Genomic DNA, 16,721 nt, shown 5'->3' on the forward strand with positions numbered 1-16,721 from the left:
CCGGACCGGTCATCCGAGCCGCAGGTTCGCGGCCACCTCGTCCCCTTCGGCGGTGAGCGCCGCGCCCGTTCCGGACAGCAGGGCGCGGGCGCCGTGGTTGTCCGCCGTCGTCGAGGCGACGAACCTCGCCGCGCCGGTCGCCCGGGCCTCCGCAAGCAGCAATGCCGTCACCTGCCTGCCGATGCCGCGGCCGCGAGCCTGCCGGCTCAGCCAGATGCCCGCCTCGACGGCGTCGCCGTGGGGCTCCAGGCGGGCCGCGCCGACCGCGGTGCCGTCGGTGTCGATCACCCAGGTGCGTTCCACCGCCGTCGCCGGGTTCAGCGAGCGGGCGCGGTGGAACGCGAGGAACGCTTCGCGGCGCACCCTCGTCCAACCCGGCGGTCCCTCGACCGGGGGCATGACCTCCAGGGGATCGGCCCCGGCGACGGCGGCTTCGAGCAGCCGCGCCAAGGCGGCCTCGTCCAGCGGGATCAGGCTTGTCACGCCCGCAGTTTCCCGGCCGGGAGGATCCGGCGCGAGCGGATAACGCCGGAACTCGCGAGTTCCGGCCCCGATCACGCGAGTTCCGGCTTCAATCACGTGAGTTCCGGCTTTGATCACGTGAGTTCCGGCTAGCGGCGGACCTCCGTCAGCTTCACCGGCCGCCGTTCCCGGCGGGACACCTCGCACGCCTCCGCGATGTAGAACGCCTCCAACGCGTCCGCCGCGCCGCACGGTGACGGCGCCCGGCCCGCGACGACGTCCAGGAACGCGCGCAGCTCCGTCGTGTAGGCCGGGCGGAAGCGCTCCATGAACCCCGGGTACGCCGGCCCGGGCAGCGGGACGACCCCCGGCTCCACCGACCGCAGCGGCGCCCGGTCGTCCAGGCCGACCACCACGCCCGACACCGAACCCAGCACGTCGAGCCGCACGTCGTACCCTGCGCCGTTGTAGCGGGTCAGCGAAACCGTGGCCAGGGTGCCGTCGTCCAGGGTCAGCGTCGCCGCCGCCGTGTCGACGTCGCCCGCGTCCGCGAAGAACCGCTCGCCGCGGTTGGCGCCGATCGCGTAGACCTCGTCGACCTCGCGGCCGCTCACCCAGCGGATGATGTCGAAGTCGTGGACGCCGCAGTCGCGGAACAACCCGCCCGAGTGGGCGACGTACTCCGCCGGTGGGGGCGCCGGGTCGAACGTCGTCGCGCGCAGCGTGTGCAGCCAGCCCAGCTCACCCGACGCGACCGCCGCGCGCGCCGCCGCGTAGCCCGCGTCGAACCGGCGCTGGAAGCCGATCTGGACCCCGACGTCCGACGCGCCGATGCGGTCGATCACGGCCAGGGTGCCCGGGATGTCCGCGGCCACCGGCTTTTCGCAGAACACCGGGAGGCCCGCGTCGACCGCCGCGATGATCAGGCCGGGGTGCGCGTCCGTCGCCGCCGTGACGACCAGGCCGTCCAGGTCCGCGGCGAACAGCTCGTCGAGCAAAACCGATTCGACGCCGAGCTTCGCGGCCGCGGCGACGGCTCGCGCGGTGTCGACGTCGGCCACGACGACCGACTCGACCTCTTCGAAGCCCTTCAACGTTTCCGCGTGCGCGGTGCCGATCCGGCCGGTGCCCGCCAATCCCAACCTCATCGTGAAGCTCCTCCTGTCGCAGAAAACTCGGCCGTGGTCGCGCGGACCACCAGTGACGGGTGCAGCAGGTGCCGGACCGGCTCCGTGCGCTCCCCGCGGACGCGTTCGAGCAAGGCCGCAAAGGCCAGCCTCGCCATGTCCTTGCGCGGCTGGTCCACCGTGGTCAGGGAAAGGTGCCGCAGGGCGGCGAGCGAAGTGTTGTCGTAGCCGACGACCGAAACGTCCCCGGGCACGCGCAGCCCGGCCTCTTCGAGGGCCGAGATCGCACCCACGGCGTTGAAGTCGTTGCCGGAGACCAAGCCCGTCGGCAGTTCCGCGCGCGGGTACGCGGCGAGCAGCTCCCGCACGGCGTTCTCGCCCCCGATGTCGGTGTGTTCGCTGCGCACGACGATCGGCTCGAGACCGTGCCGCCGCATCGCCGACTCGAAGCCGCGCCGCCGCTGCGCCGCACCGGCCGCGCCGCCGCCGTCGAGGTGCACGATGCGCCGGTGCCCGAGCCCGGCCAAGTGGTCGACGGCCAGCGCGGACCCGGCCTCGCCGTCGTCGTTCACCGTGTCCACCAGTGACGACCGGATCGTCCGCGAGACCAGCACGACCGGGCACTGCCCGGCCGCGGCCTGGATCGACGCCGCCGGGACGACCGGGGACAGCAGGACGATCCCGGCCGGGCGGAAGGAAAGCAGGTTGTGCAGCGCGTTCCCCTGCCGCGTGGGACTGCGGCCGCCGGTGTTGAGGATGAGGTCGAACCCCGCCGCCTGCGCGGCGGTGTCCAGCTCCTCGACGATGTCGGCGAAGAAGGCGTTGCGCAGGTCGTTGACCATCACGCCGAGCACGGTGGACGTCCGGCTGGCCAGCGAGCGCGCCATCACGTGCGGCTGGTAGCCGAGTTCTTCGGCCGCGCGCAGCACGGCCGCGCGCCGCGCGTCGGACACCTTCGGGGAATTCCGCATCACCAGAGAGACCAGTGCGCGGGAGACTCCCGCCCGTTCGGCGACGTCCTCCATGGTCGGACGCACCACGCCGCACCTCCCCTGATCACCGGAAACTCAGCCTTGACTTGCTGTGACGGACGCTACAAGATTAGAGCGCTCTAATCAATAGAGCGCTCCAACGGACCAACGGAGGCCCCTTGTGACAGCGACGATCCGCGTGGCCGCCGCCCCGATCTCCTGGGGCGTCTGCGAAGTCCCGGGCTGGGGCCGGGTACTGGACGCGGCGACCGTGCTCGGCGAGATGGCGGCGCTGGGCGTGCAGGCCACCGAGCTGGGCCCGCCCGGCTACCTGCCCCGCGACCCGGCCGAGCTGCGGGAGCTGCTGGGCGGCCACGGCCTGCGGCTCGTCGGCGGTTTCCTCGCCGTCGTGCTCCACGAGAACCAGCAGGACGCGCTCGAGCAAGCCGAAGAGTCCGCCGCGCTCTTCGCCGCCTGCGGGGGTGAGGTCCTCGTCCTCGCCGCCGCCACCGGGCTCGACGGCTACGACGACCGCCCGCGGCTCACCGGCGCCGAATGGGCGACCCTCGTCGACACCGCGGGCAAGATCCGCGACATCGCCGCCGCGCACGGCCTGCGCACGGTGCTGCACCCGCACGTCGGGACGCACGTGGAGCAGCGGGCCGAGGTCGAGCGGTTCCTCGCCGATTCCGATCTCGGGTTGTGCCTCGACACCGGGCACCTGATGATCGGCGGGACGGATCCGGTCGAGCTCGCGAAGCGGTATCCCGAACGGGTGGGGCACGTGCATCTCAAGGATGTCCGGGAAGACCTGGCGGCCGAGGTCCGCGCGGGCCGGCTCGACTACACCGAAGCGGTCGGGCGGGGCATCTACACCCCGCTCGGCGAGGGGGACGTGGACGTGGCGTCGATGGTGCGCTCCGTCCAGGCCGCCGGCTACGACGGCTGGTACGTCCTCGAACAGGACACCGCCCTCGGCGACTCGAGCCCCGACGACCTACCCCGGCGGGACACCGAGCGCAGCCTGGCCCACCTCGCCGGGATCACCGGCGCCCTCTGAAATCCTGGTCCCGAAGGAGTGACTGTGTTCCCTCTCAAGAAGCTGGCCGGTGTGGCGGCGATCGCCGCCGCCGGGCTGGTCCTCGCCGCCTGCAGCGGCCCCACCGCCGACAACTCGAAGAGCAGCTCCAGCTCCACGGCCGCCGCCGCGCCGAGCACGGGCGGCCCGCTGAAGGTCGCCGTGGTCACCCACGGCAGCGCCGGCGACGCCTTCTGGAACGTCGTCAAGAACGGCGCCGAGCAGGCGGGCAAGGACCTGAACGTCGGGGTCGACTACTTCGCCGACGGCGACCCGGGCAACCAGGCCCGGCTGATCGACAACGCGGTCGCGCAGAAGGTCGGCGGCCTGGTCGTCTCGATGGCGAACCCGCAGGCGCTGCAGACGTCGATCCAGAACGCGGTCAAGGCCGGCATCCCGGTCATCACCATCAACTCCGGCGAGGACTTCAGCGCCCAGTTCGGCGCGATCGCGCACGTCGGCCAGAGCGAGGGCCTCGCGGGCCAAGGGGCCGGCCAGCGGCTCAAGGCGGCCGGCAAGATCAAGCTGCTGTGCGTCATCCACGAGGCCGGCAACATCGGCCAGAACCAGCGCTGCGACGGCGCTAAGCAGTCCTTCGGCAACGTCACGACGCTGCAGGTCGACATCGCCAACCCGACCGACGCGCAGGCCCGGATCCGCGGCGCACTGCAGTCCGACCCGTCGATCGACGCCGTACTGGCGCTGAACTCGCAGGTCGCCGCCCGTGCCGTCGCCGCCGCGAAGGAAGCGAGCTCCAAGGCCCAGGTGGCCACCTTCGACCTGAACGCCGACGTCGTCGCGGCCATCAAGGACGGCAGCATCCTCTTCGCCGTGGACCAGCAGCAGTACGAGCAGGGCTACCTGCCGATCGTGTTCCTCAAGCTGTACAAGGAGAACGGCAACACCATCGGCGGCGGCCACCCGGTGCAGACCGGCCCGGGCTTCGTCGACAAGACCAACATCGACACCGTGGCCCCGTACGCGCAGCGCGGCACGCGATGACCGCAGCCATCCAGGCACAGCCCGACGAGCGCGTCGCCAAAAAGGGACTGACGGACCGCCTGGTCGTCCGCCCCGAAATCGGCGCGCTCCTCGGAGCGGTGCTGGTGTTCGTCTTCTTCTCCGTCGTCACCGGCCAGTTCCTCAGCCCGCTGGGCGTGGCGACCTGGCTCGACGACTCCTCGACGCTGGGCATCATGGCCGTCGTGGTCGCGCTGCTGATGGTCGGCGGCGAGTTCGACCTGTCGGCCGGCGTGATGACGGCGTCGACGTCACTGGTCACCGCCATCCTGGCGACGCAGGCGGGCTGGAACGTCTGGCTCGCGCTGGCCGCGTCGCTGGTGTTCGCGCTCGGCGTCGGTGCGTTCAACGGCTGGCTGGTGATGAAAACCGGGCTGCCCAGCTTCATCGTCACGCTCGGCTCGTTCCTGGCCCTGCAGGGGCTCAACCTCGGCGTGACGCGGCTGGTCACCAACACCGTCCAGGTGTCGGGCATGCGCTCGACCAGCGGCTACGAATCGGCCGGCGCCCTGTTCGCCTCCACCTTCGACATCGGCGGCACGGAGTTCCAGTCGTCGATCATCTGGTGGGTCGTCGTCACGGCGATCGCCGCGTGGCTGCTGGTGCGGACCCGGTTCGGCAACTGGATCTTCGCGGTCGGCGGGTCGCAGGTTTCGGCCCGCTCGGTCGGCGTGCCGGTGGTGCGCACGAAGATCCTGCTGTTCATGGGCACCGCGCTCGGCGCGTGGCTGGTCGGCTCGATCAACATCCTGCGCTTCGCCAGCGTGCAGGCGAACCAGGGCATCGGGCTGGAGTTCCAGTACATCATCGCGGCGGTGATCGGCGGTTGCCTGCTCACCGGCGGGTTCGGCTCGGCGGTGGGCGCGGCGATCGGCGCGCTGATCTTCGGCATGGCGCGCCAGGGCATCGTGTTCGCGCAGTGGAACAGCGACTGGTTCATGCTCTTCCTCGGCGTCATGCTGCTGGCCGCGGTCCTGGTCAACAACGCCTTCCGGCGCCGCGCGGAAAGGGTCCGCCGATGAGCCTGCTCGAAGTTCGCGAGATCGGGAAGACCTACGGCAGCGTGATCGCGCTGCGTGATGTGTCCACTGTGGTCAACGCGGGCGAGGTGACCTGCGTGCTCGGCGACAACGGCGCCGGGAAGTCCACGCTGATCAAGATCCTGGCCGGGGTGCACCAGCACGACCGCGGCGAGTTCCTCGTCGAGGGCGAGCCGGTGCGGTTCACCTCGCCGCGCGAGGCCCTGGACAGCGGCATCGCGACCGTCTACCAGGACCTCGCCGTGGTGCCGCTGATGAGCGTCTGGCGGAACTTCTTCCTCGGCTCCGAGCCGACGACCGGGTTCGGCCCGTTCCGGATGCTCGACCGGAAGAAGGGCCGCGAGACGACGAAGAAGGCGTTGTCCGACATGGGCATCGACCTCCGCGACGTCGAGCAGCCGGTCGGAACGCTTTCGGGCGGTGAACGCCAGTGCGTCGCGATCGCGCGCGCGGTGTACTTCGGCGCGAAGGTGCTGATCCTGGACGAGCCGACGGCCGCGCTCGGCGTCAAGCAGGCCGGGGTCGTGCTGAAGTACGTCGCCCAGGCGCGGGACCGCGGGCTCGGCGTCGTGCTGATCACGCACAACCCGCACCACGCCTACCCCGTGGCCGACCGGTTCCTGCTGCTCAAGCGGGGTGCCGCGCTCGGGCACTACGAAAAGTCCGAGATCGACTTGGGCGAGCTGACCCGGCAGATGGCGGGCGGTGCGGAACTGGAAGCGCTGGAACACGAGCTGCGGCAGGTGGAGAAGGCGTGAGTCTCGAAGCGCTGACGATCGGCCGGGTGGGCGTCGACCTCTACCCCGAGCAGAGCGGCGTGCCGCTGGCCGGGGTCAGCACGTTCGCCAAGTCGCTCGGCGGGACCGCGACCAACGTCGCGGTCGCCGCCGCGCGGCTCGGCCGGCGCACGGCGGTGCTCACCAAGGTCGGACCGGACGGCTTCGGCGACTACGTCCGGCAAGCACTCGACGGCTTCGGCGTCTCGCCCGGCTTCGTGGGCACTTCGCCGGACCTGCAGACCCCCGTGGTGTTCTGCGAGCTGAACCCGCCCGCGGACCCGCCGCTGCTGTTCTACCGCTCCCCGATCGCCCCCGATCTCACGCTCACCGACGACGACGTGCCGTGGGACGTCGTCGGGTCGGTGCCGCTGCTGTGGGTCACCGGCACCGGCGTGTCCGCCGAACCCGCCCGGACGACCCAGCGCAAGATCCTCGAAACCCGTGGCCGGCGGGAGCACACCGTCCTGGACCTCGACTACCGGCCGATGTTCTGGCCGTCGGTGGACGACGCCCGCGCGGAGATCGGCGCGCTGCTCGACCACGTCACGGTCGCGGTCGGCAACCGCGCCGAGGTGGAGGTTGCGGTCGGCACCGCGGACCCGGACGCGGCCGCGGACCGCCTGCTTTCGCGGGGCCTCCGGCTGGCCGTGATCAAGAAGGGCGCCGAGGGTGTGCTGGTGGCGACCCCGGACGGGCGATCGACGGTGCCGCCGCAGCGCGTCGAGGTCGTCTGCGGGCTCGGCGCGGGCGACGGCTTCGGCGGAGCGTTGATCCACGGCCTGCTGTCGGGCTGGGACCCGGTGCGGATCGCGGAGTACGCGAACGCGGCCGGTGCGCTCGTCGCGTCCCGGCTGGCCTGCGCCGACGCCATGCCGACCGCCGCCGAGATCGAGGAGCTGCTGTGATCCTCACCGACGAACGCTGGCGGGAACTTCTGCACGTCCGCGCCACGAACCCGGGCGCGATCCGGCAGGCGTACGCGACCCGGCGCCGGCGCTCGACGCTGCTGTCCGACCAGGGCACCCTGTTCCTGGTCGCGGCCGACCACCCGGCCCGGGGCGCCCTCGGCGTCGGCGAGGACCCCCTGGCCATGGCCGACCGGCGGACGCTGCTCGAACGGCTGCTCGTCGCCCTGGAAAACCCGGCGGTCGACGGCCTCCTCGGCACCCCCGACGTCGTCGAGGAACTGCTGCTGCTCGGCGCCCTGCACGACAAGGTCGTCTTCGGCTCGATGAACCGCGGCGGCCTGGCCGGCGCCGACTGGGAGATCGACGACCGGTTCACCGGCTACGACGCCCGCACCCTGGTCGACTGCGGGCTCGACGGCGGCAAGATGCTGCTGCGCCTGGTCGACGCCGACCCGGGCACGATCCCGACGCTGCAGGCCTGCGCCGACGCCGTCACCGAGCTGGCCGCGTACGGCCTGATCGCCATGGTGGAGCCGCTCCCCTACCGCCGTTCGGACGGGAAGCTGGTGCTGCAGAAGGATCCCGTGTCGCTCGCGCGAGCGGTTACGGTGGCTTCGGGGCTCGGCGTGACATCCGCGCACACCTGGCTGAAGCTGCCGTCCACCGACTCGGCGGCCGTCCTGGGCGCCACCACGCTGCCGGTGGTGGTGCTCGGCGGCATGCCGTCGGGCGACCCGGCCGCCGACCTGGCCTCCTGGGGCCGGACCCTGCGCCACGACGTCGTGCGCGGCCTGGTCGTCGGCCGCACCCTGCTCTACCCGCCCGGCGGCGACGTCGGCGCCGCCGTCGAAGCCGCCGCGAAGGTCCTGGAGGCCGCGAAGTGAGCAAGCTGCACCGTCCGCTCGGGACCCTGTCCGACGGCACCGACCCGGTCCGGCTGACCCCGGACAGCGCCGGCTGGACCTACACCGGCCTGCGGGTGCTTTCCCTGGCCCCCGGCGAGGTCCGGGTCCTGCACACCGGCGAGTTCGAGGCGTTCGTGCTCCCCCTGGCCGGCTCGGCGACGGTCCGCGTCGACGGGCAGACGTTCGAGCTGGCCGGCCGCTCGTCGGTCTTCGCCCGCGTGACGGACTTCGCGTACGTGCCCCGCGACGCCGAAGTCGAGTTGTCGGCCACGGACGGGCTCGAGGTCGCGCTGCCGATGGCGCGCTGCACCCGCCGGCTCGAACCGCGCTACGGGCCGGCCGAAGGCGTGCCCGTGGAGGTCCGCGGCGCCGGGCAGGCGACGCGGCAGGTGACCAACTTCGGCGTGCCCGGGGTGTGGGAGCACGCGGACAAGCTGAACGCGTGCGAGCTGATCACACCGGGCGGCAACTGGTCGTCGTACCCGCCGCACAAGCACGACGAGGCGAGCGAGTGCGAAGTCGTCAACGAGGAGATCTACTACTTCCGCATCGCCGGCCGCGACGGCGTGACACCGTCCCGCGAAGGCTTCGGCTTGCACCGGACGTACACCGCCGACGGCGAGCTGGACGAGGACGTCGCCGTCCGCGACCACGACGTCTTCCTGATCCCCCGTGGCTACCACGGTCCGTGCGTGGCCGCGCCCGGCTACCCGATGTACTACCTGAACGTCCTGGCCGGGCCGGCCGAAGAGCGGTCCATGGCCTTCTGCGACGACCCCGCGCACGGCTGGGTCCGCGACACGTGGGCCACGCAGGACCCGGACCCGCGGTGCCCCGTCACGAGCCACGAAGGGCGTGTGCAGTGAACAACTTCAGGGGTCCGGGGGCAGAGCCCTCGGCCGGGGTGCGGGGGCTGGGCCCCCGCAAGACACAGCAGCTGACGACGGCTCAGGCGCTGGTCCGCTGGATCCTCGCCCAGCGCTCGGAAACCCTCGACGGGCGCGAAGTGCCGCTGTTCCCCGGCGTGTTCGCGATCTTCGGGCACGGCAACGTCCTCGGCCTCGGCACCGCCCTGGAGGAGCACCGCGGGGACATCCCGGTCTGGCGCGGGCACACCGAGCAGGGCATGGCCCTCGCGGCGGTCGGCCTGGCGAAGGCCACGCACCGGCGTCAGGTCGGCGTCGCGACGTCGTCGATCGGACCGGGCGCGCTCAACATGGTGACCGCGGCCGGCGTCGCCCACGCGAACCGGCTGCCGGTGCTGCTGCTGCCGGGCGACACGTTCACCAACCGGGCGCCGGACCCGGTGCTGCAGCAGATCGAGCCGTTCGGCGACGCGACCGCGACGGTGAACGACGCCTTCCGCGCGGTCTCGCGCTACTTCGACCGGATCAGCAGGCCCGAGCAGCTGATCGCGACGTTGCCGCAGGTCGCGCGGGTGCTCACGGACCCGGCGGACGCGGGTCCGGTGACCCTCGCGCTGCCGCAGGACGTCCAGGCCGAGACGTACGACTTCCCGGACGCGCTGTTCGAGCCGGTGACGCACCGCCCGCCGCGCCCGCGCCCGGACCGGCGTTCGGTCACCGAGGCCGCCGGGGTCCTGCGAGCGTCCCACCGTCCGCTGCTGGTGCTCGGCGGGGGCGTCCGGTACTCCGGGGCCGGGCAGCGCGCGCTGGACTTCGCCGAACGGCACGGGATTCCGCTCGTCGAAACCACGGCGGGCCGCACGCTGGTGCCCCACCGGCACCCGCTGCACGCGGGGCCGCTGGGCATCACCGGCTCGACGTCGGCGAACGTCGTCGCCGCGGCGGCGGACGTCGTACTCGCGGTGGGGACGCGGCTGCAGGACTTCACGACGGCGTCCTGGACGGTCTTCTCCCCCGACGTCCGGCTGGTGTCGCTCAACGCGGCCCGGTTCGACGCGGTGAAGCACGGGGCGCTGTCAGTCGTCGGGGACGCCGACGCGGGCCTGACGGACCTCGCCGCGCAGCTGGAGAGCTGGCGGGTGGACCCGGCGTGGACGTCCAGGGCCGCCACCGAGCGGGCGGCCTGGGACGCGCACATCGACTCGCTGCGGTCCCCGTCCGGCGAGCTGCCGTCGTACGCGCAGGTCGTCGGGGTGGTGAACGACCTGTCGGCGGCCGGCGACTACGTCATGACGGCGTCGGGCGGGCTGCCGGGCGAGCTGATCGGCGGCTGGCGCGGGTCCGGTTCGGTCTCGATGGACGTCGAGTACGGCTTCTCCTGCATGGGTTACGAGCTGTCCGGTGCGTGGGGCGCGGCGATCGCCCACCCGGGTCTGGTGACGACGCTCCTGGGTGACGGCTCGTACCTGATGTTGAATTCGGAGCTGTTCTCGGCCGCATTCGCCGGTCACCCGTTCGTCGCCGTGGTGTGCGACAACGACGGGTACGCCGTGATCGCCCGCCTGCAGGAGGGCCAGGGCGGGAAGCCGTTCAACAACTTCTACGCCGACTGCACGACTTCGCACGCTTCGCCACCGCGAGTCGACTTCGCCCGCCACGCGGAGTCCCTGGGCTGCGTGGTGTTCACGGCGTCCACTGTGGACTCACTTCGTGACGCATACGCTTCGGCTCGCGAGGCAGCGGTCTCGGAGCAGCGCCCGGCCGTCGTCGTGGTGAAGACGCAGCCGTCGAGCTGGACCGAGGCCGGGGCCTGGTGGGAGGTCGGCGTGCCCGGGCACCTGACCGGGCGGGACGGCTACGAGCGCGGGAAGGGCGGCCAGGTGCGTTACCTCGGGTCCTGAGTGACGGCCGGCGACGCCGCCCCGGCCACCAGCCGGCGCGGCGCGCCGGAGCCGTCCGCCGGGACCGCCCAGACGGCGTTCTCCAGGCCGTACAGGATCGTGTGGTCGTCCTGCCACAGCGCCTGGTCATCGACGCTGCGGGTCTCGGCGAGCTCGGTTTCCTCCAGGCTCGCCAGGTCCAGGACCGAGAGCCGCCAGACGCCTTCGCCGACCTTCTTCTTGAAGGCGACCCGCTTGCCGTCCGGGGACAGCGACGGGCATTCGACGTTCTCGCGCAGGGTTTTCCCGCGGAAGCGCTGGTAGTCCGCTTCGACGAGGTACGTCTTGCCCTTACTGCCCAAGGTGGCGTAGAAGTGGTTGCCGTCGGGGGTGAAGGTGATGCCCCAGTAGTTGACGTCGGCCGCGAAGTAGCGGTCGTCGTTCTTGAAGACCGGGAGCTCCTCGATCGTCTTGACGAGCCGTCCGGTGTCGACCTCGTAGAGCCCGGCGCGCGTCGAGAAGCCGGTCTGGGCGTACGAATCGCCGGTGACGAACAGTGTCCAGCCGACGCGCCTGCCGTCCGGCGAGACGCGTGCGCGGCTCGGCGTCCCCGGCAGGGTTTCGGTGTGGCGGACGGCGAGGTGGTCGTCGAGGACGAGGACGTCGGTGATCGCCGGGAGCGTGCCGGGCCGGACGGCCAGGCACACCGCCGTCTGCTTCGCCACCGCGAACCGGTCGCACTTGAGGCCGCTGAGCTGCGGTTTCGCCTGGGTGTCGCCGAGCGGGACGGCGCCGACGCGGCCGCTGGCCGTGTCGCGGAACAGCAGCTGCCCGGGGGCGAGGGTCACCGCGGCGGCGGGTTCGGCGGCCGCCGTGCCGTGCCGCGCACTGACCGTGTAGGTGACGGCGGCGGCGACCAGGAGGGCCGTGCCGCCGAGGGCGAGGACGAGTTTCTTCACGGGCGCACCGGTTTCGCGAAGGCGGCGGCGAGGGCGACGGCGGCCAGGCAGACCGCGGCGACGAGCACCGCGGGCCGCAGGTCCCACAGCGTCCACGCCAGTCCGAACAGGACGGAGGAGAGCATCCGGGCCACGGCCTGGCCCGTCTGCACCACGGCCAGCCCGGTGGCGCGCAGGCCGGCCGGGATGAGCGGGCCGGCGGCGGCCATCAGGACGCCGTCGGTGGCCGCGTAGAACACGCCGTGCAGGCCGAGCGCGACCACGGCGAGCCACAGCCCCGCCTGCGGGCCGCACAGCAGCACCAGGGCCACGCACAGGGCCACGTGCCCGCCGAGGAACACCGGCCAGCGGCCGACGCGGTCGGCGAGCTTGCCCAGCGGCACGGCCAGCAGCAGGTAGACCCCGGCCGTACCCAGCGGCAGCAGCGGGAAGTACGTCGCCGCGATCTCCCAGCGACGTTGCAGGATCAGGTAGACGAACGAGTCGCCGACCGTCACCAGGCCCAGCAGGGCGGCCCAGAGCGTCACGCGCCGGAAGTCCTGCTGCTTCAGGAGGCCGAACGCGGCCCGTGCGGACACCGCCGCGCGGTCGACGCTGCCGGGCCGGTCGCGGACGAACAGGGCCAGCAGCAGCACGGCGATGGCCGCGATGCAGAAGCTGGTGAAGAACACGCTGGTGTAGCTGCCGAGGCTCAGCGCGAGCACCGCCATGGCCACCAGCGGGCCGAGGAACGCGCCGACGGTGTCCATCGCCCGGTGCACCCCGAACGACCGGCCGAGGGTGGCCGGCTCGCTGGACAGCGAGATGAGCGCGTCGCGCGGGCCGGTGCGCAGCCCCTTGCCGGTGCGGTCGGCGGCGAGGACGACCCCGATGGCCGCGACCGACGAACCGGCCGCGACCAGGCCGAGCTTGCACACCGCGGACAAGCCGTACCCGAACCCCGCGACGGCCTTGAGCCGCCGCCACCGGTCGGCGAGGTGCCCGCCGAGCACCCGCACGACCGCGGTCGCGCCGGCGTAGAGCCCGTCGAGCAGCCCGAACTGCAGCGGGTTCAGGCCGAGGCCGAGCACCAGGTAGAGCGGGAGGACGGCGGTGACCATCTCCGACGAGACGTCGGTGACCAGGCTGACCATCCCGAGCGCCACCACGTTGGCGGACACCCGCTTCAGGGCCGGCTTGCGGTCGGTTCCCGAGGCCGGGTCCGAGGTACGGCTTGCCGCGATGTACATGCCCGCGCTCCTAGTGGCAGGTGTAGGTCGGGCTGTTGTCCAGGACCTTGCCGTCGACGCCGATGAGCTGCGTCTGGAACGTGGTGTCCGTCATCGACAGCTTCAGGACGCCGAAGGTCTTCAGCAGCTTGGCCGTCGTCGCGTGCGCCGGGCTCAGGTCGTAGAGGTTGGCGCCGCCACTGCCGCCGACGATCTCGACCGGGCCGTTCGCGTCCGCCTTGCCGTCGGCGTTCTGCGGGACGAACCGCTCGTAGTCGTGGTCGTGGCCGTTGAGCACGAGGTCGGCCTTGTTGGCGACCAGGAGGTTCCAGAGCTCGATGCTGTCCTTGTTGTCACCGTGGTCGCCGGAGCTCCACCGCGGGTGGTGGTAGTACGCGGCGACGCAGCCCTTCTTGTTGTCGGCGAGGTCCTGCTTGAGCCAGGTGATCTGGGGCGGCTCGGCGAAATCGTCGTGGGTGACGAAGTCGTTGGAGTCCAGGGCGATGAAGTGCCAGTTGCCCATTTCCCAGCTGTAGTACCGCTTGCCCTGCGGCTTCGCGATGGCGCCGAAGTAGTCGTCGTAGCCCTTGTACGGCGTGTCGTCGTAGGTCTCGTGGTTGCCGGGGATCGGCTTGGTCTTGTTCTTGAACTTGCCCCACGTGGTGTCGTAGTAGGACTTGAAGTCCGAGAGGTGGGCGTCGTCGTACTGGTTGTCGCCCATGGTGATCACGGCCGCGGGGTTCATGTTCTCGACGAGCTTCGCGGTCTTGGGGTGGACGCAGCCGGAACTGCTCGCGGTGCACTGTTCGGCGATGTCACCGGCCGCGGCGAGGACGAAGCCCGCGCTCCCGGCCGCGGTCTTCACCGTGATCGGCGGGCTCGCGGCCGAGACGTTCCCCGCGGCGTCACGGGCGCGGACCGCGTAGGTGTAGCTGGTGGCCGGGGTGAGCCCGGTGTCGGTGTAGGACGTCGTCGCGCTGGTGGCGACGGCCGTGCCGTTGCGGAGGATGTCGTATCCGGTGACGCCGACGTTGTCGGTGGCGGCGCCCCAGGTCAGCGGGACGCTCGTGGCGGTCGCGGTGCCCGCGGCGAGGCCGGCCGGGGTGGTCGGGGCCTGGGTGTCGCTGTCGGTGCTGCCGAAGACCTGCATCTCCCAGAAGGAGTAGCCGTAGCTCGTGGCGCGGGTGAGGCCGACGAAGCGCACGAAGCGGCCGCGGGCGGTGAGGCCGCCGAGGTCGTCGATCTTGCCGTCACCGGTGTCGACGGTGGCGGCTGTGGTGAACGTCGTGCCGTCGTCGGAGACCTCGACGCGGTACTTCTTGGCGTAGGCGGCTTCCCAGTTGAGGACGACGCGGTGGATGCTCGCGGACTGGCCGAGGTCGATCCGCAGCCACTGCGGGTCGGAGCCCTCGGCGCTGGCCCAGCGGGTGGTGGTGCTGCCGTCGACGGCCTTGGCGCCGGTGTAGGACGAGCTTTCGGTCGTCGAGGTGGCAACGGGCTTCCCCTGCGAGAGCAGGACATCGGCGGCCTGGGTGGAGGCGGCCGCGGCGATCGCGGACGGCAACAGCACCACGGCGGCGATCACCGGGGTGAGTCGGGCTAAAGGACGTAGGCGGGTGGACGGCACGTCGCGCTCCTTACGGGCCTGGCGGTGGCTGGTGGGCTGCGGCGTCGGGTTGACCAAACTGTTAGGAAAGTTTCCTAACTAAGCGGGACTTTAACGAGAGGACGTTCCGGCTGACAAGGCTTGTCTTGCCGTTGAATCGGTCAAGAGGGTGGGTTTTTCTCGGTTTCCGCTGCTCAGCACGTGTTCCGGTGACCGGGATACTGCGCCGGGGGGCGGGACCGGTGATCCGACCTATGCCTTCCCGTTGGCCCGCAAGGGAAAGGAGCTCGCGTCAAGATCACCCGATTCAGCGACTGTGGTTCGCACAGGTGTTCGGTAGCTTCGGATGTATGGCCCAGACACCCCGCCCTCTGACCATCCGCCGAAGACCCGGTTCAGCCTTCCGGACGCAGCAGTTTCCGGATCTCCGCCACCGCGGCGCGTCCCGCCCGGTTCGCCCCGACCGTGCTCGCCGACGGCCCGTACCCCACCAGGTGCAGCCGCGGCTCGAGCACCACCCGCGTGCCGTCCATGCGGATCCCGCCTCCCGCTTCACGGACGTGCAGCGGTGCGAGGTGGTCGATCGCCGCGCGGAAGCCGGTCGCCCAGAGGATCACGTCGGCGTCGAACCGCGAGCCGTCCGCCCAGGCGACCCCGGCCGGCGTGATCCGCTCGAACATCGGCCGCCGGTCGAGAAGCCCGGCGGCGCGGGCGGCCCGCACCTCCGGCGTCACGGCGAGATCGGTGACGCTGACAACGCTTTCGGGCGGCAGCCCGGCCCGCACCCGCTCGTCGACCTTCGCGACGGCGCTGCGTCCCCAGTCCTCGCTGAAGGGCTCATCCCGCCACACGGGCGGCCGGCGCGTCACCCAGGCCGTCGCCCGGGCGAGCGGCCCGAACTCCATGAGCAGCTGAACGGCGGACGCCCCACCCCCGACGACGACCACCCGCAGCCCCCGGAACTCCGCGGGCCCGGCGTAGTCGGCGGTGTGCAGCTGCCGCCCGGCGAAGGTCTCCTGCCCGGGGTAGCGCGGCCAGAAGGGCCGGTCCCAGGTCCCGGTGGCACTGATGACGGCCCGCGCAGCCCACGATTCGGCCGGGCTGGAAACGACGAGCCGCTCCCCCGCCCGCGTCACGGACCGGACGTCGACGGGCCGCACCACGGGAAGGTCGTAGAGGCTTTCGAAGCGCCCGAAGTACTCGGAGACCACTTCGGAGGCGGGACGCGTGACATCCGGGGTCCCGAAGGCCATCCCGGGCAGATCATGGATGCCGTGCACTTTTCCGAGGACGAGAGAAGGCCACCGGTACTGCCAAGCACCCCCGGCCCGCTTACCGTGGTCGAGAACAACGAACCCCCGCCGGTTGGCGAACCCGGCCCGCCGAAGGTGATAGGCAGCGGACAGCCCAGCCTGCCCAGCCCCGACCACCACGACGTCCGTCTCGTGATCCGCACCGCTCATAAGGGGTGCAACAGCAAGGCGGGTGAAGTATTTCGCGCCGTCGGTCACAGGGGCTCGGGCGGGTTCTGCACTCGCTTCCAGCCGGACTCGCGCTCCCGGCCACCCGCAACCCCGACCTGCGGCGGCAAACACATAGCCCCTCCCGCCACCGAGGCCGGCAGCTGCGGAGATGTTCCGTCGGCCCGGCGCCACCCCGCCCGCAGCCACACCGCGACCCAAGCCTCGGCCGCCGCCACCCCGGCCCTGCTCCCCCCGCACCAGCAGCCTGCCCGCCTGTCGGCAGTCGCTGCCGCCCCCACCGGGTGCGGCAGGCGCAGTTACCCAGCCGAGGCCGAATCAGCCGGCCTCCGCGCCACCCCGCCCATCGGCAGCCGCAGCGCCACCAGCGCGGTCACCCCCGCCACTCGCCACGACAACCGCGGCCGACGGCCCCTACCCAGCCAAGCGCC

Annotated in this window: 15 protein-coding genes; 8 read left to right on the plus strand and 7 right to left on the minus strand. The window is 71.9% G+C overall.

Annotated features, from left to right (window positions below; all coding sequences use genetic code 11):
- Positions 1–9: 9 nt before the first annotated feature.
- From C2L59_RS15260 to C2L59_RS15270, 3 genes are all read right to left on the minus strand, one after another.
- A complete protein-coding gene (locus tag C2L59_RS15260; protein ID WP_233223507.1) occupies positions 10–483 on the minus strand; it encodes a GNAT family N-acetyltransferase in 474 nt (157 codons plus the stop codon).
- A 128-nt stretch (positions 484–611) separates the two neighbouring features.
- On the minus strand, positions 612–1,610 hold the full coding sequence (locus C2L59_RS15265; RefSeq protein WP_199199084.1) for a Gfo/Idh/MocA family oxidoreductase: 999 nt from the start codon (positions 1,608–1,610) through the stop codon (positions 612–614).
- Positions 1,607–2,629 carry a LacI family DNA-binding transcriptional regulator gene (locus C2L59_RS15270; protein ID WP_103350163.1) on the minus strand — a complete coding sequence of 341 codons (1,023 nt, stop codon included), beginning with the start codon at positions 2,627–2,629 and terminating at the stop codon, positions 1,607–1,609. The genes C2L59_RS15265 and C2L59_RS15270 overlap by 4 nt, the downstream gene beginning before the upstream one ends.
- Positions 2,630–2,741: 112 nt before the next feature.
- On the opposite strand from C2L59_RS15270, the gene C2L59_RS15275 reads away from it, so the two are divergent.
- The 8 genes from C2L59_RS15275 to iolD are packed head-to-tail and all read left to right on the plus strand — an operon-like array spanning position 2,742 to position 11,057.
- Complete coding sequence (locus tag C2L59_RS15275; RefSeq protein WP_103350164.1) at positions 2,742–3,620, plus strand: TIM barrel protein; 879 nt, start codon at positions 2,742–2,744, stop codon at positions 3,618–3,620.
- A gap of 24 nt (positions 3,621–3,644) precedes the next feature.
- Positions 3,645–4,640 carry a sugar ABC transporter substrate-binding protein gene (locus tag C2L59_RS15280; RefSeq protein ID WP_103350165.1) on the plus strand — a complete coding sequence of 332 codons (996 nt, stop codon included), beginning with the start codon at positions 3,645–3,647 and terminating at the stop codon, positions 4,638–4,640.
- Complete coding sequence (locus tag C2L59_RS15285) at positions 4,637–5,680, plus strand: ABC transporter permease (protein WP_103350166.1); 1,044 nt, start codon at positions 4,637–4,639, stop codon at positions 5,678–5,680. The genes C2L59_RS15280 and C2L59_RS15285 overlap by 4 nt, the downstream gene beginning before the upstream one ends.
- Positions 5,677–6,456 (plus strand): ATP-binding cassette domain-containing protein, encoded by a 780-nt coding sequence (locus C2L59_RS15290; protein WP_103350167.1) that lies wholly within the window; start codon positions 5,677–5,679, stop codon positions 6,454–6,456. The genes C2L59_RS15285 and C2L59_RS15290 overlap by 4 nt, the downstream gene beginning before the upstream one ends.
- Positions 6,453–7,382, plus strand: coding sequence for a 5-dehydro-2-deoxygluconokinase (iolC, locus tag C2L59_RS15295; RefSeq protein WP_103350168.1), 930 nt, complete (start codon positions 6,453–6,455; stop codon positions 7,380–7,382). The genes C2L59_RS15290 and iolC overlap by 4 nt, the downstream gene beginning before the upstream one ends.
- Positions 7,379–8,269, plus strand: coding sequence for an aldolase (locus C2L59_RS15300; protein WP_103350169.1), 891 nt, complete (start codon positions 7,379–7,381; stop codon positions 8,267–8,269). The genes iolC and C2L59_RS15300 overlap by 4 nt, the downstream gene beginning before the upstream one ends.
- On the plus strand, positions 8,266–9,156 hold the full coding sequence (iolB, locus tag C2L59_RS15305) for a 5-deoxy-glucuronate isomerase (RefSeq protein ID WP_103350170.1): 891 nt from the start codon (positions 8,266–8,268) through the stop codon (positions 9,154–9,156). The genes C2L59_RS15300 and iolB overlap by 4 nt, the downstream gene beginning before the upstream one ends.
- 38 nt (positions 9,157–9,194) lie before the next feature.
- On the plus strand, positions 9,195–11,057 hold the full coding sequence (gene iolD, locus C2L59_RS15310; RefSeq protein ID WP_103350171.1) for a 3D-(3,5/4)-trihydroxycyclohexane-1,2-dione acylhydrolase (decyclizing): 1,863 nt from the start codon (positions 9,195–9,197) through the stop codon (positions 11,055–11,057).
- Here the strand turns inward: iolD and C2L59_RS15315 are convergent.
- The 4 genes from C2L59_RS15315 to C2L59_RS15330 all read right to left on the minus strand — a co-directional run bounded on the left by C2L59_RS15315 (position 11,042) and on the right by C2L59_RS15330 (position 16,272).
- Positions 11,042–11,995: a PD40 domain-containing protein gene (locus C2L59_RS15315; protein ID WP_103350172.1), complete on the minus strand. Its 954-nt coding sequence runs from the start codon at positions 11,993–11,995 to the stop codon at positions 11,042–11,044. The genes iolD and C2L59_RS15315 overlap by 16 nt on opposite strands.
- Positions 11,992–13,224 (minus strand): MFS transporter, encoded by a 1,233-nt coding sequence (locus C2L59_RS15320; RefSeq protein WP_103350173.1) that lies wholly within the window; start codon positions 13,222–13,224, stop codon positions 11,992–11,994. Before C2L59_RS15320 ends, C2L59_RS15315 begins: the two co-directional genes overlap by 4 nt.
- A gap of 10 nt (positions 13,225–13,234) precedes the next feature.
- Positions 13,235–14,788, minus strand: a complete 1,554-nt coding sequence (locus tag C2L59_RS15325) for a discoidin domain-containing protein (RefSeq protein ID WP_103350174.1) — start codon at positions 14,786–14,788, stop codon at positions 13,235–13,237.
- Between the two features lie 416 nt (positions 14,789–15,204).
- A complete protein-coding gene (locus tag C2L59_RS15330; protein ID WP_103350175.1) occupies positions 15,205–16,272 on the minus strand; it encodes an NAD(P)-binding domain-containing protein in 1,068 nt (355 codons plus the stop codon).
- Positions 16,273–16,721: the final 449 nt, after the last annotated feature.

The organism is Amycolatopsis sp. CA-128772 (assembly GCF_002904295.1).
Lineage (GTDB): Bacteria > Actinomycetota > Actinomycetes > Mycobacteriales > Pseudonocardiaceae > Amycolatopsis.

Coding starts and splice junctions, on each gene's coding strand:
- C2L59_RS15265 (WP_199199084.1), bottom strand. CDS start 1,610: ATGAGGTTGGGATTGGCGGGCACCGGCCGGATCGGCACCGCGCACGCG.
- C2L59_RS15285 (WP_103350166.1), top strand. CDS start 4,637: ATGACCGCAGCCATCCAGGCACAGCCCGACGAGCGCGTCGCCAAAAAG.
- C2L59_RS15290 (WP_103350167.1), top strand. CDS start 5,677: ATGAGCCTGCTCGAAGTTCGCGAGATCGGGAAGACCTACGGCAGCGTG.
- C2L59_RS15320 (WP_103350173.1), bottom strand. CDS start 13,224: ATGTACATCGCGGCAAGCCGTACCTCGGACCCGGCCTCGGGAACCGAC.
- C2L59_RS15330 (WP_103350175.1), bottom strand. CDS start 16,272: ATGAGCGGTGCGGATCACGAGACGGACGTCGTGGTGGTCGGGGCTGGG.